This is a genomic window from Streptomyces monticola (genome assembly GCF_042665355.1).
GTDB classification, from domain to species: domain Bacteria; phylum Actinomycetota; class Actinomycetes; order Streptomycetales; family Streptomycetaceae; genus Streptomyces; species Streptomyces monticola.
On the sequence record NZ_JBHTCF010000008.1, the window covers coordinates 232938 to 254991 of the forward strand.

Consider the following 22054-nt stretch of genomic DNA (forward strand, 5'->3'; position numbering starts at 1 on the left):
TTTCCGGTCACTGCCGCCTCCCCCCATTTGAACCACTTGAATTCGGGGGAATTCTCATGGCTCGTTTCAACACCAGGCAGGCGCGTCCGCGCGGCACTTCCCGCGTGACCTCCACCGGCCGCACCCTGCGGACCTACCAGGGCGGCCGCGGCCATGAGAGGGACGCGCGCTCCGAGCTCTTCCTGCTCTCGCTCGCCAACTTCGTGGCGCAGAAGACCTTCTACGAGAGCGGCCAGGCCCGTGACGACCGGTTCGCCGCACTCGTGCGCCGTCTCGCCGTCGAGGACCCGGGGTGGACCGCGGGCCTGCTCGACTGGCTGCGCGGCGAGGGCAATCTGCGTACCGCCGCGCTCGTCGGTGCCGCCGAGTACGTCAAGGCCCGCCTGGACGCGGGGGTTTCGGACGGCCCGGCGAACCGTCAGGTCATCGCGTCGGTCCTGCGCCGCCCCGACGAGCCCGGCGAGCTGCTCGGCTACTGGACGGCGACATACGGCCGCGCCCTGCCCAAGCCCGTCAAGCGCGGTGTCGCGGACGCGGTGCGCCGGCTCTACCACGGCAAGTCCCTGCTGAAGTACGACACTTCGGGCAAGGGCTACCGCTTCGGCGATGTCCTCAACCTGGTGCACGCCGTTCCGGACCCGGACAAGCCGTGGCAGGGCGACCTCTTCCGGTACGCCCTTGACCGGCGCCACCACCCGGACACGGCCGTGCCGCCCGCCTCGGTTCCCGTCCTCGCCGCACACCGTGAGCTGATGGCGCTGCCGGTGGCCGGGCGCCGCGCGGTGGTCACCGCTCCCGACGGGCCCGAGCGGCTCGCCGCGGCCGGGATCACCTGGGAGGCGCTCGCCGGCTGGCTGCAGGGGCCGATGGACAAGGCCGCGTGGGAGGCCGTGATTCCGTCGATGGGCGCCATGGCGCTGGTAAGGAATCTGCGGAACTTCGACGAGGCCGGGGTCTCGGACGAGGCGGCGCAGCGGGTCGCGGCGAAGATCGCGGACCCGGTGGAGGTCGCCAAGTCGCGGCAGTTCCCGTTCCGTTACCTCGCGGCGTACCAGCACGCTCCGTCGCTGCGCTGGGCGTACCCGCTGGAGCTGGCGCTCGGCCACTCGCTCGGCAATGTGCCGGAGCTGCCGGGCCGGACGCTGATCCTGGTGGACCGGTCGGGGTCGATGTTCCACTCGCGGCTCTCGGACCGTTCGGAGCTCAACCGGGCGGATGCCGCCGCCGTCTTCGGTACCGCTCTGGCGATGCGTGCCGAGCGGGCGGAACTGGTGCAGTTCGGCTCCACCAGCTCTTCGGTGACCTGCCGCAAGGGCGAGTCGGTCCTGAAGGTCCTGGAGCGCTTCGGCGATCTGGGCGGCACCGACACGACCGGGGCGCTGCGGCGCTTCTACCGCGGGCACGACCGGGTCCTGATCGTCACCGACGAGCAGTACGCGTACAGCCGTCACGGCGACCCGACCGAGCAGGTCCCGGCGGACATTCCGGTCTACACCTGGAACCTCGCCGGTTACCGCGCGGGCCACGGTGAGTCGGGGCGCCCGAACCGGCATGTGTTCGGGGGCCTTTCGGATGCCGCGTTCCGTATGGTTCCGCTCCTGGAGCGGGGTCTGGACGCCGACTGGCCGTGGGCCGGATAGACGGCGGTGTGCCCGTCCCGCACGGGGGTGGGGACGGGCACACCGCGTACTCAGACGGTCAGGGTGCGGATCAGCTTGTCGCGCCTGAAGTCCCTTGATTCGACCGTGAGTCTGCCGTCCGTGCCGACCAGGACCCGCAGTCCCTGGGACTCGGCGCCCGACAGCGCCTCCTCACCGCCGCTGCCGTCCGGGCCGTACATGGTCTGGATGAAGCCGGTGTTGACCACGGTGAAGCCGGCCGGGTCGCCGCCTTCGACGATCTTCTTGGCGGCCCAGTCGGAGCGGCCCAGGTCCCAGTGGGTGTGGCCGGAGAAGAACACCACGTTCTTGTGCTGACCGAGGATGGTGAGCAGGTCGGTCTCGTCCACGAAGTCCTGGTCGTAGAAGCGCGCCGCGTCGCCGCCGACGGTGCCCGAGACCGTGCCCGGCAGCACGTGGTGGCTGAAGACCAGGACGTACGGCTTGTCGGCGTGCGACTTCAACGTGCTGTCCAGCCATGAGAGTTGCGAGGCACCGAGGGTCACGAAGGGCGGGCTCGTGCCGTTCTTCGCGGGCGCCGTCGTGCCGATGAACAGCAGCGGCAGACCGGCCGCCGTGGTCTGCGAGTACACCTCGGGCATGCCGGTGTACTGCAGGAACCGCTTGACCTGGGTGTCGAAGGGGTCGGAGTTGTACTGCTCGTGGTTGCCGAGCGCGGCGAGCACCCGGTCGGGGTGGCTGTGGTCGGCGAGCGTCGCGTACAGATCCTCGTACTGCTGCACCGTGCCCTGCGCGACCAGGTCGCCGGCTATCACCAGTGCCTGTGAGGTGCCGAGCGCGGCGAGGTTGTCGAGGGCCCTGCCGAGGTCGGCCAGATCGCCCTGGATGTCGCTGATGACATCGAGTGACGCGGCCGCGGACACCTTCGGCCGCGTGGCGGCCTGGGCGGCGGTGAGCCCGCCGAGCGGAAGGGTGGCGAGGGCGAGGCCGCCGGCCGTCAGGATGGTTCTCCGGGTGGGGGGAGTCATGGGGCGCAAGGTAACTCGCCCTGTGTGACGGGTCCTTGGACTGAGTGTGGCCGGTTGTTGGACTCATGTGGACGGGTGGGCTTGCGTGGCGCGGGGACGCGCACGGCGTATGGACTTGCACCGCGCGTGGACTCGCATACGGAAGGGCGGGGCGGCCCCCTGCCGGGACCACCCCGCCCTTCGCCGTGAGTCTGCCGACCGCTACGGCTGCAGCGACGGTCCCGGCTACAGCGCCTGGGCCGAGGGCTTCACCATGCCGCGCACGGTGCGGGACTTCACGAAGTCGCCCATGCCCGTCATCTCCCATTCGCCGGAGAACTGGCGGATCAGCTTCGCCATCATCACGCCGGTCTGCGGCTCGGCGCCGGTCAGGTCGAAGCGGACCAGCTCTTCGTCGGTGGCCGCGTCGATGAGACGGCAGTAGGCCTTCGCCACCTCGTTGAACTTCTGGCCCGAGAAGGAGTTGACCGTGAAGACCAGACCGCTGACCTCCTGCGGGAGACGGCCGAGGTCGACGACGATCACTTCGTCGTCACCGCCGCCCTCACCCGTGAGGTTGTCACCGGAGTGCTTGATCGCGCCGTTCAGGATCGACAGCTTGCCGAAGTAGCAGCTGTCGATGTGGTTGCGCTGCGGGCCGTACGCGATGACCGAGGCGTCCAGGTCGATGTCCTTGCCGCGGAACGCGGGCTCCCAGCCGAGGCCCATCTTGACCTGGGTGAGCAGCGGGCGGCCGCCCTTGACCAGGGACACCGTCTGGTTCTTCTGCAGGCTGACGCGGCCCTTGTCCAGGTTGATCTTGCCGGTGCCGGGCTGCGCCGGGGCGGGCGCGGGCGGTGCCGACGGTGCGGACGGCGGCGTCTGGGCCGTGGCACGGGCGGGCGCGGGGGCGGCGGGCGCCGGGGGCGGGGTCTGGACGGGCGGGGCCACCGGGGCGGCGGGGGCGGCCGCGGGCTCCTCGTCGACGCTCACGCCGAAGTCGGTGGCGATGCCCGCCAGGCCGTTGGCATACCCCTGGCCGACGGCGCGGGCCTTCCACGCGCCGTTGCGCAGATAGATCTCGACGATCACCAGGGCGGTCTCGGGGCCGAGCTGCGGCGGGGTGAAGGAGGCGATGGCGCTGCCGTCGTCGGCGTTGCGCACGGTGGCCGTGGGCTCGATGCCCTGGAAGGTCTGGCCCGCGGCGTCCGGGCTCGCGGTGACCACGATCTTCTCGATGCCGGCCGGGACCGCCGTCGTGTCCACGATGATCGCGTCGGGTGCGGTGCCGCCGCCCGAGCGGTAGCTCACACCGGGGCCCTGGGGCTGGTTGTAGAAGATGAAGTCGTCGTCGGAGCGCACCTTGCCGTCGGCGGTGAGCAGCAGGCCCGATACGTCGAGCCGCACCGGAGCGGCGACGTCCACCGCCACGCGGGAGGCGGAGAGAGGGATGTTCGAGCCGGGGGTCATAGCTGTCATGCTCGGGTTAACGAACCACCCCGCTTTGCCGTTCCCTTACTTCGGCGTCGAGTTGCGGCGAGTTTGCCCGCACCGCCCCGGTGCCCGCCGTGCCGGTGCCGACCGTCGCCGTGAGGACCCCGAGGACGCAGACCGCGGTGCCCGCCAGGGCGAGCGCGCCCGGTGCCTCGGCGAACATGACGTACGCCCACAGCATGGTCGTGGGCGGGGTCAGATAGATGAGCGCGCTGGTGCGGGTGACGCCGCTGCGGCGCAGGCTGAGCCAGTAGAAGCCGTAGCCGCCGACGGTGGACAGGAGCACCACCCAGGCGACCGCCGCCCAGAAGCCCGGGTCCGCGGGCGGGGCCGCGCGCCCGCCGGCCGCGGCGACCGCGGTGAACAGGACGGCGCTGGTCAGGCAGTGCAGGGGCAGCGCGTCCACGGGCCCGAGCGGCGACTTGGCCCGCCGCTCCAGGAAGCTGGCGGCGAGCAGCGCGGCCATGCCGGTGAAGGGCAGGGCGTAGGCCCAGGGCGGTGCCTCCGTGGCGGTGCCCAGGTCGCCGCGTACGACGAGGGCCACCCCGGCGAGGCCGACGGCCAGCCCCGCCCACTGGCGCCGGGTCACGCGCTCCCCGAGCAGCGGTCCGGCGAGGGCGCCCGCGGCGAGCGGCTGCAGCGCGGCGATCAGGGCGGAGGTTCCGGCGGGCACTCCGAGGCCCACGGCCCAGACGACCGAGCCCAGATAGGCGCCCTGCGAGAGCGCCCCGATCAGGGCCTGTCCGGCGAGGGTCCGGCCGGTCGGGAGGGCCGTGTGCCGGTGCCCGAGCCCGAGCCCGAGCCGGCGCAGGATCAGCCAGGCGCCGCCGAGCAGTGCGGTCGCCGCGATGAAGCGCCACATCAGGAGCGTGTCCGCGGTGGCGTGCCGGGTGCCGAGTTCGGCGCCGATGAAGCCGGAGCTCCACAGGACGACCAGGCCGACGGGGATGACGGGGGAGGCAGGGGCGGCGGGGGTGCTCGCGGCGCTCATGGGTGTCCTGACGGAGAGACCTGAGTAAACCGATCGGTTTACCTCACGCTCTCGAGTGAACTAGACAGATCGGTTTACAGTCAAGGGGAGGAGGAGGTGGCGACCATGACGTCCACAGCGGGCGAGGCCCTCACCCCGGGCGCGCGGAAGATCCTCGACGCGGCGTCCGAGCTGTTCTACGGCCGGGGCATCAATGCCGTCGGCGTCGACCTGATCGCCCAGCGGGCCGGGGTCACGAAGAAGACCCTGTACGACCGCTTCGGCTCCAAGGAGGCGCTGGTCGCGGCGTATCTGCGGGAGCGGGACGAGCGCTGGCGCACGCTGCTCACCGAGCGCAGCGCGCGGGGCACGGGGGCCGAGCGGATCCTCGCGACGTTCGACGCGCTCGGGGAGTGGATGCGGCGCGAGAACCCGCGCGGGTGCGGGTTTGTGAACGCCGCGGCGGAGCTGGCGGACGCGGGGCATCCGGGCCGGGCGGTGATCGCCGGCCAGAAGCGGTGGATGCGGGGGTATCTGGGGGAGTTGTGCGAGCTGACGGGGGCCGGTGATCCCGGACGGCTCGCGGACGAGTTGCTGCTTCTGCACGAGGGGGCGACCGTGCTGAACGGTCTTGATGTGGTGCGGGAGGCGGCGGGGGTGGCCCGGGAGATGGCTGCGGCGGCCTTGGAGCGTGCGGGTGGCGGGCGGTGAGAATTCCCCGCCCCCGCCCCGCCCGGCCCCGCCCTGCCCCTTCCCGTAACCGGGCCCGCGGGGCTGATCGGTCAGCCCGGTATCACCACCGTCTTGCGGCCCACGCCCGCCGCGAACTGCTCAAGTGCCTGCGGGTAGCGGGAGAGCGGCAGACGGTCGCTGATGAAGATCTCCGGGTCGAGAACGCCTGCGGCGAAGAGTTCCGCCGCCCGTTCGTAGCTGTGCAGAACCGCCATCGAGCCGGTGACGGTGATCTCCTGGTTGTAGATGCGGTACGGCGAGATCGTCGCCGTCGTCGCGTAGTCGGCCACGCCGAACTGCAGGAACGTGCCCGCCTTCGCGACCCGGTCGAGGCCGTCCTGGATCGCGGCCGCGTTGCCGGTGGCGTCGACCACGATGTCCCAGCCGGCGGGGCGGTCGAGCTCGTCCGCCGACCCGGCCGTCGCCGAGACGCCCAACTGCCGTGCGGTGGTGAGGCGTTCGGGGTTGATGTCCACCATGTCGACCCGGGCCGCGCCGGTCCGCTTGGCCAGTTCCAGCATCATCAGGCCCATCGTGCCCGAGCCGTAGATCAGCACGTGGGAGCCGAGCCGGGCGCGCAGCACGTCGTAGCCGCGTACCGCGCAGGACAGTGGTTCGACGAGGGCGGCGTCGGCGGTGCGGATGTGCTCGGGCAGGCGTAGGCAGTTGGCGGCGGGGGCCACCGCGTACTGGGCGGCGCCGCCCGCGGTGGTCACCCCGATCGCGGCCCAGCGCTCGCACAGGTTGTTGTGGCCGGTGCGGCAGTAGCGGCACTCGTAGCAGTAGAGGGAGGGGTCGACCGCGACCTGGTCGCCGATGCGCAGACCGGTCACCTCGCTGCCGAGGCCCACCACCTCGCCCGCGAACTCATGGCCCGGGACGATCGGCAGCGAGGGCGCGAACTCGCCCTGCAGGATGTGCAGATCGGTGCCGCACAGACCGCAGGCGGCGACCTCCACGACGACCTCGCGCGGTCCCGGGGACGGGTCGGGGACCTCGGCCACGGTGGCCTTGCCGATGGACTCGATGACGGCTGCCTTCATTTCACGGCTCCGAGCGACAGGCCCTGGACCAGCTTGTCCTGGGCGGCGAACCCCGCGGCGAGCACCGGCAGGGAGATCACGAGCGAGGCGGCGCACACCTTCGCCAGGAACAGGCCCTGGCTGGTGATGAAGCCGGTCAGGAACACGGGCGCGGTCTGGGCGACGACGCCCGTGAGCACCCGCGCGAAGAGGAGTTCGTTCCAGCTGAAGATGAAGCAGATCAGGGCGGTCGCCGCGATCCCCGGCAGGGCGATGGGCGCCACCACGCGGGTCAGGACCGTCGGCAGTCGCGCCCCGTCCACGCGTGCCGCCTCGATGACGGCGACCGGCACCTCGGCGAGGAAGGACTGCATCATCCACACGGCGATCGGCAGGTTCATCGACGTGTAGAGCAGGACCAGGAGCCAGATGTTGTCGAGGAACCCGGTGTTCTTCGCGAAGAGGTAGATCGGCAGCAGGCCCGCCACGACCGGGAGCATCTTCGTGGACAGGAAGAAGAACAGGACGTCGGTCCACTTCTTCACCGGGCGGATGGACAGCGCGTACGCCGCCGGGAGGGCCAGGAGCAGCACGCACAGGGTCGAAATGACCGATGCCGCCGTGGAGTTGATGAGCGCGGGCCAGGGGCTCGCGCCGCCGTCCGCGCCGAAGAACTCGCGATAGCCGCCGAGTGTGAGCGGCGCCGCCACCGAGGGCGGGTTGGTGGCCGCGTCCTGCTCGGAGTGGAAGGAGGTCAGGGCCATCCAGGCGAGGGGGAGCGCGAAGGCGATACCGGCCAGCCAGGCGACCACGCCGAGCCCTGAGCGCCTGATACGTGCGGGGAGGTTCATACCCGGGACGCCTCCTCGCGGAACAGCGACGACACCACGCGCAGGGCGAAGGTCGCGATGATGATCGAGCCGATGACGACCAGGACGCCCGCCGCCGAGGCGAGGCCGTTCTCGTGGGCCTGGTAGAAGGACTGGTAGACGGTGTACGGCAGGTTGGCCGTGCCCAGGCCGCCCGAGGTGATGGTGAAGACCGCGTCGAAGTTCTGCACGATGTAGATCGAGCCGAGCAGGGCGCCCAGTTCGAGATAGCGGCGCAGATGCGGCAGCGTCATATGGCGGAAGATCTGCCAGTCGTTCGCACCGTCGATACGGGCCGCCTCCAGGAGTTCGGGGGAGCGGCTCTGCAGCCCGGCGAGCAGGATCAGCATCATGAACGGCGTCCACTGCCAGATCAGGGAGGCCTCGATCGCGAGCAGCGGCGTGTTCGACACCCAGTCCGGCTGCGGGCCGCCCACAACACCCAACAGGCCGTTGAACAGGCCGTATTCGGGGTTGTAGAGCACGTGCTTCCACAGCAGGGCCGCGGCCACGGGGACCAGCAGGAAGGGCGCGATCAGCAGGGTGCGTACGACACCGCGGCCGGGGAAGCGGCGGTCGAGGAGCAGCGCGAGCCCCAGGCCGAGCCCCAGGCTGACCAGGACCACCGTCGCCGTCAGGAGGATCGTGGTGAACACCGAGCGGCGCAGGTCGGGGTCGGTGAGCACCTCGGTGTAGTTGGCGAGGCCCGCGAAGCTGCGGGCCTGCGGGTAGAGGGCGTTCCAGTCGAAGAAGGAGATCACCAGGGTGGCCACGAACGGCAGTTGGGTGACCACGACCATGAAGACCAGGGCGGGCAGGAGCGGGGCCCTGGTGGCCCAGGAGCGCAGCCGGCCGCCCGGTGGCTTCGCGGCGCGCGTGGTGGCGGCGGTGGTGACGGGGGGTGCGGCGGTGGCGGTCATCGTCCCTCGTACTCCTCGGAGATCTTCTCGGCGAGCCGCTGGGACTTGGCCAGGGCGCTGTCCACGGACTGACGGCCCGCGATGGCCGCGCTGATCTCCTGCGAGACCTTGGTGCCGAGGTCGGTGAACTCGGGGATGCCGACGAACTGGATGCCGGGCGCGGGCCGCGGCTGTACGCCGGGGTCGCGCGGCCTGGCCGAGGCGATGGCCCGCCGGGTGACGTCCTGGAAGGCGGCGGCCTCGGTGCGGTAGTCCGGGATCTCATAGGTGGAGGCGCGCTTGCCGGCCGGGACGTTCGCCCAGCCGAACTTCTCGCCGACGAGCTTCTCGTACCCCTTGCCCGACGCCCAGGAGATGAACTTCCAGGCCTTGTCGGGGTTCTGGGAGGCCTTCTGCAGGCCCCAGGCCCAGGTGTAGAGCCAGCCGGAGCTGCTGGTCTTCTGCACCGGCGCCGGTACGTAGCCGATCTTGCCCTTGACCGGGGATCCGGCGGCCTCCAGGGAACCGGCGGCGGCCGTGGCGTCGTACCACATGGCGGTCTTGGACTGGGTGAGGTTGTTGAGGCACTCGGCATAGCCGGACTGGGCGGCGCCCGACTGGCCGTGCTCGCGGACGAGTCCGACGTAGAAGCGGGTCGCTTCCTTGAACCCCTCGTCGTCCAGGCGGGCCGTCCAGTCCTTCTCGAACCAGGTGCCGCCGAAGGTGTTCACGACGCTCGTCAGGGGCGCCATCAGCTCGCCCCAGCCGGGCAGTCCGCGCAGGCAGATGCCCTTCATGCCGGGATCGGCCCCGTCCACCCGGGCGGCGAGCTTCGCCACCTGCTTCCAGGTGGGGCGCTTCGGCATGGTCAGTCCGGCTTCGGCGAAGACGTCCTTGCGGTACATCAGGAACGACGATTCGCCGTAGAAGGGCTGGCCGTACAGCTTGCCGTCGTCGGCGGTCAGCGACTGGCGCATGGGCGGCAGGATGTCGGACTGGTCGAAACCCTCGTCCACGCGCGCGTAGTCACCGAGTTCGTGCAGCCAGCCGTTCTTGGCGTAGATCGGTATCTCGTAGTTGCTGAGGGTGGCGACGTCGTACTGGCCCGCCTGGTTGGCGAAGTCCTGGCTGATCTTGTCGCGGACGTCGTTCTCCGGCAGGACCGTGAAGTTCACCTTGATGCCGGTCTTCTTGGTGAAGTGGGCGGCGGTGAGCTTCTGCAGCTCCATCATCTGCGGGTTGTTGACCATCAGTACGTCGATGGAGTCGCCGGAACCGGTCCCGCCGGCTCCGGTCCAGCAGCCGGAGAGCAGCAGCGCGCCGACCGTGCCCAGACTGGCCGCGGCGAGCGGTGCGCGCGGCCTCCGTCGGCTCGTGGTTCGCATGGGTGCTCCTGGACCTTTCGGTGGAAAACGGGTGAGGGACGGGTGTGCGGAACCGGACCCCGGGGTGCGGGGCCGGACGGATTGCGGGGCGGTGCGCGGCCGGCCGGGGGGAGAGAGAGTTGCGGTCGCCGTCAGACGCGGATGACCTGCGGGCCCTGCAGGGAGTAGCGATGGGCCTCGGGGGCGGGCAGCTGGCTGTCCGTGACGATCGCCTCGAAGTCGCTGACGTGCGCGAAGCGGCAGAAGCTCACGGCGCCGAACTTGGAGTGGATACCGGCGAAGACATGGCGCCGCGCGGCCCGTACGGCCGCCGCCTTGACCTCGCCGACCGCGGGGTCGGGGGTGGTGAGCCCGTACTCGCGGGAGATGCCGTTGGCGCCGATGTAGGCCAGGTCGATGACGAAGCCGGACAGCATGCGGGTCGTCCAGTGGTCGACGGTGGCCAGGGTGCCGCGGCGGACCCGGCCGCCGAGCAGCAGCACGCTGGTGTCGTTCTCGCCCTCCGCGAGGGCGCTCGCGGTGGCGAGCGACGCGGTGAGCACGGTGAGCGGCCGGTCGGCCGGCAGGGCCTCGGCGATGAGCTGCGGGGTGAAACCCTCGTCGATGAAGACCGTCTCGGCGTCGCCGAGCAGATCCGCGGCGGCGGCCGCGATCCGCCGCTTCTCGGGTACGTGCATGGTGGTGCGGTAGGCGAGCGTCGTCTCGAAACCGGCGCTCTCCACGGGGTAGGCGCCGCCATGGGTGCGGCGCACCAGGCCGTGGTCCTCCAGGGCCCGCAGATCGCGCCGCACGGTCTCCTTGGCGACGCCCAACTGGAGCGCGAGCGTGGTGACATCGACGCTGCCCGCACGTCTCGCGGCCCTGACGATCTCCCGCTGCCGTTCCTCGGCGCTCACCGCGACTCCTCTCCTGTGACCCGGGCCCGATGCCCGTTCGGGCCCCGTGAGGAGAGTTCTACCGGCCATGCACCTGGGCGAACAGGCCTGTTACGGCGGGGATCCGGCCCGTATCGGCCCGCTTCCCGGGGGCGGCCGCCCAGGCAGGCAGAGCCTGACCGGAGCGCATCCGGCGCTTGAGACAGGGCCCGTCCGGGGTTCGGGGGCGAGCCCGGGGGTGATCAGGGATGTGCCCGTTCTCCGGCCGCGCGCGCCCGTTGCGCGCCCGTTTCGGTCTCGGGGGCCCGATCGGGCCCGCCGCTCCCGCCGGCCGCCGCGGGCGCTCAGTGCGGCCAGATCGGCGGGTTGGTGCAGAAGTGACCGCCCAGATACGCGTGGTCCGGGTTGGCGTCATCGAGCTCGCCGTGCTCGGCGATCAGCTTCTCGGCGTAGCCCTCGGAGTCGTCCCGCGGTTCGTAGCCGAGGGCACGTGCGCTCGAAAGGTCCCACCACAGGCGGGTGTTGGCGGACGAGCCGTACACCACGGTGTGGCCGACGTCCGGCGCGGTGAGCGCGGCGTGGAAGAGCCGGGCGCCGTCACCGGGGCTCATCCAGACGGAGAGCATGCGTACCGAGGTGGGCTCCATGAAGCACGAGCCGATCCGCACGGACACCGTCTCCAGGCCGAACTTGTCCCAGTAGAACTGGGCGAGGTCCTCGCCGAACGCCTTGGACAGGCCGTAGTACGTGTCGGGGCGCCGCGGGGTCTGGACCAGGATCGGCTGCTCGCCCGCGCGCGGGCGCGGGGTGAAGCCGACGGCATGGTTCGACGAGGCGAACACCACGCGCCGTACGCCCTCTTCGCGCGCCGCCTCGTAGAGGTTGTACGTCCCCTCGATGTTGGAGCGGAGGATCTTCTCGAAGGGGGCTTCCAGGGAGATGCCGGCGAGGTGGATGATCGCGTCGACGCCCCGCACCGCCTCGCGCAGCGCGTCCTTGTCCGCGAGATCGGCGGTGATGGCGTCCGGCTCGCCCTCGATGGGCGTGACGTCGAAGAGGCGGAGGTCGTAGCCGTAGGCGGGCAGCAGACCGCGCATCAGGCTGCCGAGGCCGCCGGCGGCGCCGGTGAGCAGGACGGTGCGGGGGGCGGCCATGGCGTATCTCCTCGGTGAGTGGACCGGTGACCGATGGGCTTGCGTGGCTCGCCCTTGGCTCGCATTCACATGCGTGGACAAGCTAGGGAGGGGTGTCCGGGGCCGTCAAGAGGGCAGCGGAAGTGGGGTGTTCCTGAGCTGCTCATGTGCTTGACCGGTGCAGGCATACCGTCTTAGCGTGACGTGGTTCAGAAATATGGACGCGGATCAGAAACGTGCACGGGGGTGGCGTTCAGCCCCCCGGGTGCGAGCTGGCCGCCGCTGCCCAGGGAGAGCCCGTGACGTCAGCCCCCCTCGCCGCCCGACTCCGCATCCCCAGCGGACCGTTGTTCTTCCCGGTCACCGCCTTCGGACCGGACGGCGCGGTCGATCTCGGCGCCTACCGCGCGCACGTACGGGCCGGCATCGACGCGGGCGGCGCCGCGGTCTTCGCCTGCTGCGGCACGGGGGAGTTCCATGCGCTCACGCCCGAGGAGTTCCAGGCCTGCGTGGCCGCCGCGGTCGAGGAGTCGGCGGGCCGGGTGCCCGTCGTCGCGGCCGCGGGCTACGGGACGGCGCTCGCGGTGCGCTACGCACGGCTCGCCGAGGAGGCCGGCGCCGACGGGCTGCTCGCGATGCCGCCGTACCTGGTCGTGGCCGAACAGGAAGGACTCCTTCGGCACTACACCGAACTGGCCGACGCCACCGGCCTCGACGTCATCGTCTATCAGCGCGACAACGCCGTCTTCACGCCCGCCACCGTGGCCCGGCTCGCCCGCCACCCGAGGATCATCGGCCTCAAGGACGGCCGCGGCGACCTCGACCTGATGCAGGGCATCATCAGCGCCGTACGCACCGAAGGCGAAGGCGTCGACGAGTTCCTCTACTTCAACGGCCTGCCGACCGCCGAGTGGACCCAGCTCGCCTACCACGGCATCGGCGTCACCCTGTACTCCTCGGCCGCCTTCTGCTTCGCGCCCGAGGTCGCCCTCGCCTTCCACGGGGCCCTGAACGCCGGGGACACGGCGCTCGCCACCCGGCTCCTCGACCGCTTCTACGGCCCGCTGGTGCGGCTGCGCGACTCCGGTCGCGGCTATGCGGTGTCCCTGGTCAAGGCGGGCGTACGCCTGCGCGGCCTGGACGTCGGGCCGGTGCGGCCGCCGCTGACCGAACCGGACGAGGCGGCGGTGAAGGCGCTGACGGATCTGATCGAAGAGGGGCGGGCGGCCGCTGCGGCGGGCGCGGGCGCGGCTGCCGGGCCCGAGGGTCCGCAAGGCGGTGTCGCGTGAAGAGTTCCGCCTTCCTCTACCCCTGGGACGTCAACGGCGACCCCGACGCCCCGGCCCGGATCGCGGACCTCGGCGTCCGGCAGGTGACGCTGGCCTCCGCCTACCACTCCACGCGCGCCCTGACCCCGCGCCACCCGCGCCACCGCATCGTCACGGCCGCGCACGCCGCCGTCCTCTACCCGCCCGGCGCGCACTGGCAGCGGCGCGAGCTGCGGCCGTACGCCGCCGGCGACTGGGCCCCCGGCGACGCCTTCGGCACGGCCGCGGCGGCGCTCGCGGACGCGGGCGTCGAGGTCCACTCCTGGGTCGTCCTGGCCCACAACTCCCGTATGGGCGCGGACCACCCGGAGACCTCCGTGGTGAACGCCTACGGCGACCGCTACCCCTGGGCGCCCTGTATCGCCCAGGCCGCCACCCGTGCCTACCTCGTCGACCTCGCCGCCGAGGCCGCGGCCCGTCCCGGCGCGCACGGCACCGAGCTGGAGTCCTGCGGCTGGTACGGGCTCGCGCATCTGCACGCCCACGACAAGATCGCCGGAGTGCCGCTCGGCGACGCCGCGCAGTACCTGATGTCCCTGTGCTTCTGCGCCGCCTGCGCCGAGGGGTACGCCGCACTCGGGCTCGCGGCGGACGAACTCCCGGCCGCCGTGCGGAGCGCGCTCGAACCGGTGTGGCGTGGCGCGGCCCTCGGGGACGCCACGATCGCCGACCTCATCGGCGCCGAACTCGCCGCCGCCACACTGGAGTTCAGGACGGCCGCGGCGCGCTCCCTCCAGGAGGAGGTGGTCGCGGCGGTACGCGCGGCGGCACCTGCCGGGTTCCAGGTGCTGCTGCACGCGGACCCCGTGCCCCACCACTGCGGAGCCAACGCCGGGGTCGATCCCGCGCACATCCTGTCCGTCGCGGACGGCGTGGTCGTCCCCTGCACGGGCGGGCCCGAACTCCTGGCGCCCTTCGCGGCGGTCTCCGAGGGGCAGGTGATCGCGGCGAATCTCACGGTGGTGAGCGGCATGGGCGGCTCCCCGGGAACGCTGGGCCGGGACGCGGAGGCCGCGGCGCGGCTCGGCGCGACGGAACTCCGCCTGTACCACGCGGGGTTGGCGGGGGCGGAGGACCTGGCGGCGGTGCGGGGGGCGCTGAAGCACTGAGGGGTATTTCTTCCCCGTACGGCGATGAGTCCTCGGGCCGGCGGGAGTCTCAGTAGTCACAGCAGGAGAGACCTACTGACCAGGAGACCCCCATGGCAGACAAGCCCGGCACCCTCGACTTCGCGGCCCAGACCCGCCTCGTCGCCCACCTCGCCGACCACGTCCGCGACATCCAGCTGGAGGATCCGACCCCCTGTCACGACCTGGCCGTACGCAACCTCCTCGGCCACCTCGTGCAGCTGAGCGCCGCCTTCCGGGACGCCGCCCGCAAGGAGCTCGGGCCGACGACCGACACCGATCCCGGCGCCGTCACGCCCGACATCGAAGAGGGCTGGCGCGCCGAACTGCCCAAGGTGCTCGCCGAACTCGCCGAGGCCTGGCGGGACCCGGCCGCCTGGGAGGGCGAGACGCGGGCCGGCGGTGTCACGCTGCCGGGCGAGGTCGCGGGCCAGGTGGCTCTCAATGAACTCGTCGTGCACGGCTGGGACTTGGCCCGGTCCACGGGCCAGAGCTATGCCCCGGACCCGGAGAGCCTGGCCGTGTCGTACGCGCTGCTCGACGCCTCCCGCGACCCGGAGTCCCGGGGGGACATCTTCGGGCCGGTCGTCGACGTACCGGACGAGGCGCCGCTCCTGGAGCGGGTGATCGGCCTCAGCGGTCGTGCTCCCGACTGGACCCCGCCGGTCCGGCCGAACGCGTGAGCCGCGCCCGTCGCGCGTAACACGCCGAAAACCTGAACCGCCCCTCGCAGGGGAACAATCCAGCCACCACGGATTGCCGTCCCTGCCGAGGAGTGCCATGCCGGAACAGCCGGAACAGCCGGAACAGCCGGAACAGCCGGAACAGCCGGAACAGATCGAGGACAAGACGGACGGGCCACGAGGAGGGGCTCCCGGCGCCGTCGACCGGTTCTTCAGGATCAGCGCACGCGGCTCGACGTACGCGCGGGAGATACGCGGCGGGTTCGCCACCTTCTTCACGATGGCGTACATCCTCGTGCTCAACCCGATCATCCTCGGCAGCGCCAAGGACAAGTTCGGTGACCAGCTCGACCCCGCCCAACTGGTCACCGTCACCGCCCTGGTGGCCGCCGTGATGACCGTGATCATGGGGGTCGGCGGCAATCTGCCGCTCGCCCTCGCCGCCGGACTCGGACTCAACGCCGTCGTCGCCTTCCAGATCGCCCCGCTCATGAGCTGGCCCGACGCCATGGGCCTGATCTTCCTCGAAGGGCTGCTCATCTGCGTTCTGGTGGTGACAGGGCTGAGGGAAGCGGTCATGCACGCCCTGCCCGCCGCGCTCAAGCACGCCATCAGCGTCGGCATCGGCCTCTTCATCGCGTTCATCGGGTTCATCGACGCCGGGTTCGCCACCCGCATCCCCGGCGACACCGGTTCCGTACCCGTCCAACTCGGCCTCGGCGGCCGCCTCGTGGGCTGGCCCGCACTCGTCTTCTGCTTCGGACTGCTGCTCACCGTGGCGCTGCTCGCGCGCAAGGTGCGCGGGGCGATCCTCGTCTCCATCGTCGTCACCACGGTGCTCGCGGTCGTCATCGACGGACTCGCGGACATCAAGGCCGCCGCCTGGGGACTGACCGAACCCAGCGTGCCCGACGACGTGGTGGCGAGCCCGGACTTCGGGCTCGTCGGCGCCTTCAGCCCGTTCGGTGCCTTCGAGCAGATCGGTGTGATCACCCTCGTCCTGCTGGTCTTCACCCTGATCCTCAGCGACTTCTTCGACACCATGGGCACCGTCGTCGGCATCTCCAGCGAGGCCGGGCTCCTCGACGAGCGCGGCAGGGTGCCGAACCTCGGCCGGGTGCTGCTGATCGACGGGGCCGCCGCGGTCGCCGGCGGCGCCGCATCCGCGTCCTCCAGCACCTCCTACATCGAATCCGCGGCGGGCGTCGGCGAGGGCGCCCGCACCGGCTTCGCCAACCTGGTCACCGGCTCGCTCTTCGCGCTCGCCCTGTTCTTCGCGCCGCTCGCGACGGTCGTGCCCGCGCAGGCCGCCGCGCCCGCGCTCGTGGCGGTCGGATTCCTGCTGATGGCACAGGTGCGGTACATCGACTGGGAGCGCTGGGACCTGGCGATCCCGGCGTTCCTGACCGTCGTCGTGATGCCCTTCACGTACTCGATCACCAATGGCATCGGCGCCGGCTTCCTCGCGTACGTCGTCATCAAGACGGTCCTCGGCAAGGCCAGGGACGTGCACTGGCTGCTGTGGGGCGCGGCGGCGCTGTTCCTCGTGTACTTCGCGATCGACCCGCTGGAGCAGCTGCTCGGGGTGAAGTGAGTGCGCTCGCGGGGAATCGGGGGCATCGTGGCGGTCACGGCGGGCAGCCGTCAGGCAGCCGCCCGCGCACAAGGAGCGAGGCTGTCCGCGCACCGAGCGAGGGGAACTCCCATGCCGAACAAGGGCATCGAGAAGGTCCACGCCGTCATCTGCGTCACCGACTTCGACGCGGCCCTCGACTGGTACGAAGCGCTCCTGGGCCGTGGCCCGGACCAGGAGCCCATGGAAGGGCTCGCGGAGTGGTATCTCGGCGGGGCCGGCGCGATCCAGGTCTTCCGCGACCCGGACCGCGCCGGCGCCGGACTGCTCACGCTGTCCGTGAGCGACGTCGACAAGTACGCCGCCGTCCTCGGCTCGGGCGGCCTCGACGTCGCCGAGCCGCAGGACACCGAGGGCGGCTTCCGGGTCACCACGCTCGCCGACCCGGCGGGGAACACGGTGACCCTGGCCCAGCGCGCCGCTACTTGAGCGCGGCCTGCATCATCGCCTTCGCCACGGGCGCCGCCAGGCCGTTGCCGCTGACCTCGGAGCGGGCGGCGCCCGAGTCCTCGATCAGGACGGCGACGGCGACCTGCTTGCCGTCCGAGCCCTTGGCGTAGGAGGTGAACCAGGCGTACGGCGTCTTGGAGTTGTTCTCGCCGTGCTGCGCCGTGCCCGTCTTGCCGCCCACCGTCGCGCCGGAGATCTGGGCGTTGGAGCCGGTGCCCTTGGACACCACGGTCTCCATCGCCGACTGCAGCTGCTCGGCGGTGGCCGCGCTCACCACCCGCTTCGACGCGGCGTCGCCGAAGTCCTGCAGGGTGGAGCCGTCACCATCGGTGATCTTGGAGACCATGTGCGGGTCGACCAGCTCGCCGCCGTTGGAGAGGGCCGCCGACACCATCGCCATCTGCAGCGGCGTCGCCGTCACATCGAACTGCCCGATACCGGTCAGAGCGGTCTGCGCCTTGTCCATGCCGGACGGGTAGACGCTCTCCGACGCACGCACCGGGACGTCCTGCTCCTTGTCGTCGAAGCCGAACTTGTCCGCCATCGCCTTCACCTTGTCCTGGCCCAGGTCGGCGGCCATCTTCGCGAAGACGTTGTTGCAGGAGTACTGCAGGGCGGTGCGGATCGTGGCGTTCTCGCACGGCGCCGAGGCGTTCTCGTTCTTCAGGGGGGTGCTGGTGCCGGGCAGCGTGTACGGGTTGGGGCTGTCCGTCTTCTCGTCGACCGAGCCGTAGAGCCCGTTCTCCAGCGCGGCCGACGCCACGACCAGCTTGAACGTCGAGCCGGGCGGCAGCGGCTGGCGCATGGCCCGGTTGACCATCGGCTTCTCCGGGTCGTCGCCGAGCTGCTTCCAGGCGTCCCCGTCCGTGCTCCCGCTGATCTTCGACGGGTCGTACGAGGGCGTGGAGACCATGCCGAGGATCTTGCCGGTGGCCGGATCGATGGCGACGGCGGCGCCCTTGGTGTCGCCGAGCGCCTCATACGCGGCCTTCTGCACGGCCGGGTCGAGGGTCGTGACCACATCGCCGGGGTCGGCCCGCTTGCCGGTCACCGTGTCGACGGGGTTCTTCAGCTTGCTGTCCGTGCCGTCGAGGAGGTCCTTGTAGATCCCCTCCAGCTGGGTGGCGCCGTACACCTGCGAGCTGTAGCCGGTCACGGCCGAGTACAGCTTGCCGTTCGTGTACGTGCGCTTGTACGCGAGGTCGCTGCCCTTGGTCCTCTCCGAGCCGGTGACCGGGTCGCCGGCCACGATGATGTTGCCCAGCGGGTACGCGTACTGCTCGATCGCGTTCCGCCGGTTGTGCTTGTCGTCTGCGAGCGCTTTGCCGTCGTAGAACTGCACCCACGTCGCCCGGATCAGGAGGGCGAGCACGAGCAGCAGCGAGAAGACCGAAGCGCGCCTGATCGTCTTGTTCATCCCACTGGATGACGAACGGACCGGAGCGGATCGTTCCGCGCTGCCGGGTTTCTCAGGTTCTTCTCATATCGGGGCATGTCGTGGCCTATGTCACGGCGCTCGGCCCTCGGCGCTCGGCGCTCGGCCCTCGGTCCTCGCCCCTCGCCCCTCGGTCCTCGGTCCTCGGTCCTCGGTCCTCGGCTCACGATGAGTCCGCCGCGAGCCCCGCCTCGTACGCCGCGATCACCGCCTGGGTGCGGTCCCGGGTGCCCGTCTTCGCGAGCACCGACGCCACGTGGGTCTTCACCGTGGCCGGGCCCACGCCGAGGAGGCCGGCGATCTCCGCGTTGGTCAGGCCCTTCGCCATCAGGCGCAGCACCGTCGACTCGCGCTCGGTGAGCCGGGCCACCCAGGCGGGCGGCGCCGGGCGGGCCCTGGCGTGCTCGGCGGCCAGGGCGCGCACCGCGGCGGGGAAGAGCAGCGAATCGGTGGTCGCCACCAGGCGCACCGCCTGGACGAGCTGATCCGCGTCGGCCCGCTTCAGGAGGAACCCGGAGGCGCCCGCGCGCAGCGCGTCGTAGACGTACGCGTCGTTCTCGAAGGTCGTGACGACGACGATGCGCGGCGGCTCGGGCAGTGTGGCGAGGATCTGCTCGGTGGCGCGGATGCCGTCGATCTCCGGCATCCGCACATCCATCAGGACGACGTCGGGCCGCGCCGCGCGCACCACGGACACCGCTTCGGCCCCGGTCGCGGCCTCACCGACGACCTCGAAGCCCGGCTCGGCGTCGAGGATGACCCGCAGGGCGGTGCGCACCATGCGCTCGTCGTCGGCGAGCACGATGCGCAGGACGGGGGTGTCGGTCATGGCGAGCTCTCCACGGGGAGTCGTACGTGCAGGGTCCAGACCGCGCCGGACGATTCGGGCTGTGTCTGGGCGGCCTGTGCCGGGGCGGCCTGTGCCGGAGCGGCCGGTGGTGGTCCGGCCGATGGCGGCCCGGCCTGTGACGGCCCTGCCCGCGAGCTGCCGCCGAGCAGCCGGGCGCGCTCCTCGATACCGCGCAGGCCGCGGCCGCCGCCGGTTCGCGGGCCGCCGTCGGGGTGCGGGGCGCCGTCGGGGTGCGGGGCGCCACCAGGTACCAGGGGATTGGTCAGGGTGAGCGCCAACTCCCCGTCCGCCAGGGCGATCCGCAGGGTCACCGGTGCCCCGTCGGCGTGCCGCAGCGCGTTGCTGAGGCCCTCCTGGACGATGCGGTACGCCTCGCGGCCGATGACGGCGGGCAGCGCCGCCAGATCCGCGTTCACCGCTGCGTCGACGGACCGGCCCGCGGCCCGGGTGCGGGCGAGCAGTGCGTCGAGGTCGGCGGCGAGCGTCGGCGCGGCCGTGCCCGGCGCGGCGCTCTCGTCGCAGGGCCGCAACAGGCCGAGTACCGCGTCGAGTTCACCGACCGTGCGCCGGGCCGTGTCCTCGATCGCGGCGAGCGCCTCGCGGACGAAGCCGGGGTCGCTGTCGAGCACCCGGCGGGCGGCGCTCGCCTGCAGTGTGACGGCGCTCAGGGCATGGCCCACCGAGTCGTGCAGCTCCCGTGCGAGCCGGCCCTGCACCGCCAGGTCGGCGGCGCGGGCCTCGGCCGCCGCGAGCCGGTCCGCGGGCGTCGGCCCGAGCAGCGCCGGCGCCCACCGCGCGAGCAGCGCCGCGGCCCCCGCCGCACAGGCCGCGAGGGCGATCAGACAGGCGGCGCCGGCGACCGGGGCGAGCGCCAACCCCCAGGAGCCGACGAAGAGTTCGGGCACACCGAGGCGTGAGTCGCGCAGGGCGGGGACGAGCGGAAGCACGATCAGGACGAGGGCGAACGGCGGGACCGCGAGTGTCATCGCGCTGATGACCGCGCCGACGCCGAGGTGCAGCGTGCACCAGCCCGCCGTGCGTACCCGGGCCGCCCGCGACCGCGCGGGCCCCTCGGCCAGTTGCTCGCCCGGCACCCCGCACAGGGCCTGTACCAGAGCCGCCGACAGTGACCTGGCGAGCGGGAACAGGGCGGTGAGCGCGACGAGCGGCAGCGCCACGGCGTAGGCGGTCAGCTGCAGCCCGAGCGAGCCGAGGAGGACCGGCTCGGCGGGGAAGAGCGGACCGACGAACACCGTGGCGAGCAGGATGTACGGCATCAACAGGGCGCCGCCGAGCACCAGATGGACCCAGCGGAGCCTGGCCCGCCGCCCGAACAGCACACGGGCCGCGCCGGACACGCCTGCCGCGCTCGCCGCGCCCCTCGGGCTCATCAGGGGCGCCGGGCCGCGGCGTGCTCGGTGAAGTGGGTTCGCTCCGTGGAGTGGGCGCTCTCCGCGCGGTGGGTTCGCTCCGCGAAGAAGTAGGCGCCGATGGTGATCACGAGCATCCCGACGATCATCTGGACAGCGTAGGTCAGGCTCATCAGGGCGGTCGGCCGGTCGGCGAGGTCCTCGACGCCGGTGAGCGCGGCCAGGCTCAGCCAGCCGCCCCAGCAGGCCATCGCGCCCGAACCCACCCAGGCCAGGGCGAGCGGCACCTTCAGGGGCAGGGTGCGGCCGCGGCGGAAGGCGAGCATCAGGACGCCCGCGACGGTGGCGGCGGCGAACAGCACGTGCATGGCTTCCACGGCGTGGAAGTCGCCGGTACGTTGCGCGATCCGGCCGCTGTCGAGTCCGGTTGCCGCCCCGCAGGCCCACAGCGCGTGCATCGTGGCGGGCAGCAGGGCGAGCACCGCGGCGGCCGTGGCGGCGGTCCGCTGTGCGGCCCGGGTACTGCCGGAGCAGGGCAGTTCCCCCACGCTGCCGCGCCACAGCCGGCCCCAGCGGCGACGGGCGTACGCGGTGAAGAGGACGCCCAGGGCCAGGCCCTGCACGATGAAACCGGTGTAGACGACGCCGAAGACCCACTCGTCGAGGAACGCCCCCGATCCGTCGGCGGCGGCTGTGGAGCTGCCGCCGCCGAGCGCCCGTACCAGCAGCTGCAGCGGGAAGCCCACCATGATCGGCGCGAGCAGCCCGGTCGCCGCCCACATCGGCAGCGCGAGGAGCCAGGCCTTCACACGCATGCCCCAGGCCTGGGTGAGGAGCAGGGCGAGCACCACCACGGCGGCGTCCATCAGCACGGTCAGGCTGTTGGCGACGGCCATGGTGGCGCGGTCGTCCAGGAGGGAGCTGCCCCGCGGGATGCCGACCTCGCTGCCCGCCACCCAGGCGACCTTGAGCGCGACATAGGGCAGACAGGCCAGAACGGCGACGGCCCGGACGGCTTTGAGGAAGCGGCCGGGAGGTGGCGCGGCGGGGGCCGCCGGCGGTGCCGGGGTGGTGGAGGCGGCGGTGGCGGTAGCGGCGGCGTTTGCGGTGGAGGTGCTCTGCGATGTCATGCCCACCACGCTCCCGGCCGGCGAACCGGTGGACCTCCTGCCA

At 71.8% G+C, this 22054-nt stretch carries 20 protein-coding genes; 7 read left to right on the forward strand and 13 right to left on the reverse strand.

The window, feature by feature from the left end; genetic code table 11:
- The first annotated feature begins 56 nt into the window (after positions 1-56).
- Positions 57-1640: a TROVE domain-containing protein gene (locus tag ACFQVC_RS20670; RefSeq protein ID WP_381832062.1), complete on the forward strand. Its 1584-nt coding sequence runs from the start codon at positions 57-59 to the stop codon at positions 1638-1640.
- A 50-nt stretch (positions 1641-1690) separates the two neighbouring features.
- On the opposite strand, the gene ACFQVC_RS20675 is transcribed toward ACFQVC_RS20670, so the two are convergent.
- The 3 genes from ACFQVC_RS20675 to ACFQVC_RS20685 all read right to left on the reverse strand — a co-directional run bounded on the left by ACFQVC_RS20675 (position 1691) and on the right by ACFQVC_RS20685 (position 5111).
- Positions 1691-2647: a DUF4073 domain-containing protein gene (locus tag ACFQVC_RS20675; protein ID WP_381832064.1), complete on the reverse strand. Its 957-nt coding sequence runs from the start codon at positions 2645-2647 to the stop codon at positions 1691-1693.
- A 225-nt stretch (positions 2648-2872) separates the two neighbouring features.
- Positions 2873-4105: a TerD family protein gene (locus ACFQVC_RS20680; protein ID WP_381832067.1), complete on the reverse strand. Its 1233-nt coding sequence runs from the start codon at positions 4103-4105 to the stop codon at positions 2873-2875.
- A gap of 7 nt (positions 4106-4112) precedes the next feature.
- Complete coding sequence (locus ACFQVC_RS20685; protein ID WP_381832070.1) at positions 4113-5111, reverse strand: DMT family transporter; 999 nt, start codon at positions 5109-5111, stop codon at positions 4113-4115.
- Between the two features lie 105 nt (positions 5112-5216).
- On the opposite strand from ACFQVC_RS20685, the gene ACFQVC_RS20690 reads away from it, so the two are divergent.
- A complete protein-coding gene (locus tag ACFQVC_RS20690) occupies positions 5217-5801 on the forward strand; it encodes a TetR/AcrR family transcriptional regulator (protein WP_381832073.1) in 585 nt (194 codons plus the stop codon).
- Between the two features lie 71 nt (positions 5802-5872).
- On the opposite strand, the gene ACFQVC_RS20695 is transcribed toward ACFQVC_RS20690, so the two are convergent.
- From ACFQVC_RS20695 to ACFQVC_RS20720, 6 genes are all read right to left on the reverse strand, one after another.
- On the reverse strand, positions 5873-6865 hold the full coding sequence (locus tag ACFQVC_RS20695) for a zinc-dependent alcohol dehydrogenase family protein (RefSeq protein WP_381832076.1): 993 nt from the start codon (positions 6863-6865) through the stop codon (positions 5873-5875).
- Positions 6862-7695 carry a carbohydrate ABC transporter permease gene (locus ACFQVC_RS20700; RefSeq protein WP_381832079.1) on the reverse strand — a complete coding sequence of 278 codons (834 nt, stop codon included), beginning with the start codon at positions 7693-7695 and terminating at the stop codon, positions 6862-6864. The genes ACFQVC_RS20695 and ACFQVC_RS20700 overlap by 4 nt, the downstream gene beginning before the upstream one ends.
- The gene (locus ACFQVC_RS20705) at positions 7692-8633 is read right to left on the reverse strand and encodes a carbohydrate ABC transporter permease (RefSeq protein WP_381832082.1); all 942 of its coding nucleotides are present in this window, start codon (positions 8631-8633) and stop codon (positions 7692-7694) included. Before ACFQVC_RS20705 ends, ACFQVC_RS20700 begins: the two co-directional genes overlap by 4 nt.
- Positions 8630-9997, reverse strand: a complete 1368-nt coding sequence (locus tag ACFQVC_RS20710; RefSeq protein ID WP_381832085.1) for an ABC transporter substrate-binding protein — start codon at positions 9995-9997, stop codon at positions 8630-8632. The genes ACFQVC_RS20705 and ACFQVC_RS20710 overlap by 4 nt, the downstream gene beginning before the upstream one ends.
- 131 nt (positions 9998-10128) lie before the next feature.
- Positions 10129-10893: a DeoR/GlpR family DNA-binding transcription regulator gene (locus ACFQVC_RS20715; RefSeq protein WP_381832088.1), complete on the reverse strand. Its 765-nt coding sequence runs from the start codon at positions 10891-10893 to the stop codon at positions 10129-10131.
- A gap of 323 nt (positions 10894-11216) precedes the next feature.
- Positions 11217-12026 (reverse strand): NAD-dependent epimerase/dehydratase family protein, encoded by an 810-nt coding sequence (locus ACFQVC_RS20720; protein ID WP_381832091.1) that lies wholly within the window; start codon positions 12024-12026, stop codon positions 11217-11219.
- 278 nt (positions 12027-12304) lie between these two features.
- On the opposite strand from ACFQVC_RS20720, the gene ACFQVC_RS20725 reads away from it, so the two are divergent.
- The 5 genes from ACFQVC_RS20725 (at position 12305) to ACFQVC_RS20745 (ending at position 17205) form a co-directional block, all read left to right on the forward strand.
- Positions 12305-13294, forward strand: coding sequence for a 5-dehydro-4-deoxyglucarate dehydratase (locus ACFQVC_RS20725; RefSeq protein ID WP_381832094.1), 990 nt, complete (start codon positions 12305-12307; stop codon positions 13292-13294).
- On the forward strand, positions 13291-14442 hold the full coding sequence (locus ACFQVC_RS20730; RefSeq protein ID WP_381832097.1) for a hypothetical protein: 1152 nt from the start codon (positions 13291-13293) through the stop codon (positions 14440-14442). Before ACFQVC_RS20725 ends, ACFQVC_RS20730 begins: the two co-directional genes overlap by 4 nt.
- 92 nt (positions 14443-14534) lie before the next feature.
- Positions 14535-15143 carry a TIGR03086 family metal-binding protein gene (locus ACFQVC_RS20735; protein ID WP_381832100.1) on the forward strand — a complete coding sequence of 203 codons (609 nt, stop codon included), beginning with the start codon at positions 14535-14537 and terminating at the stop codon, positions 15141-15143.
- 97 nt (positions 15144-15240) lie between these two features.
- Positions 15241-16737, forward strand: a complete 1497-nt coding sequence (locus tag ACFQVC_RS20740; RefSeq protein WP_381832103.1) for an NCS2 family permease — start codon at positions 15241-15243, stop codon at positions 16735-16737.
- Positions 16738-16848: 111 nt separating this feature from the next.
- Positions 16849-17205 carry a VOC family protein gene (locus ACFQVC_RS20745; RefSeq protein WP_381832106.1) on the forward strand — a complete coding sequence of 119 codons (357 nt, stop codon included), beginning with the start codon at positions 16849-16851 and terminating at the stop codon, positions 17203-17205.
- On the opposite strand, the gene ACFQVC_RS20750 is transcribed toward ACFQVC_RS20745, so the two are convergent.
- From ACFQVC_RS20750 to ACFQVC_RS20765, 4 genes are all read right to left on the reverse strand, one after another.
- Entirely contained in the window at positions 17198-18643 is a 1446-nt protein-coding gene (locus ACFQVC_RS20750; RefSeq protein WP_381832109.1) for a peptidoglycan D,D-transpeptidase FtsI family protein, read from the reverse strand. The genes ACFQVC_RS20745 and ACFQVC_RS20750 overlap by 8 nt on opposite strands.
- A gap of 181 nt (positions 18644-18824) precedes the next feature.
- Positions 18825-19490, reverse strand: a complete 666-nt coding sequence (locus ACFQVC_RS20755) for a response regulator transcription factor (protein ID WP_381832112.1) — start codon at positions 19488-19490, stop codon at positions 18825-18827.
- Positions 19487-20902, reverse strand: coding sequence for a sensor histidine kinase (locus ACFQVC_RS20760; protein WP_381832115.1), 1416 nt, complete (start codon positions 20900-20902; stop codon positions 19487-19489). Before ACFQVC_RS20760 ends, ACFQVC_RS20755 begins: the two co-directional genes overlap by 4 nt.
- Positions 20902-22011: a hypothetical protein gene (locus ACFQVC_RS20765; RefSeq protein ID WP_381832118.1), complete on the reverse strand. Its 1110-nt coding sequence runs from the start codon at positions 22009-22011 to the stop codon at positions 20902-20904. The genes ACFQVC_RS20760 and ACFQVC_RS20765 overlap by 1 nt, the downstream gene beginning before the upstream one ends.
- Between the last annotated feature and the right edge of the window lie 43 nt (positions 22012-22054).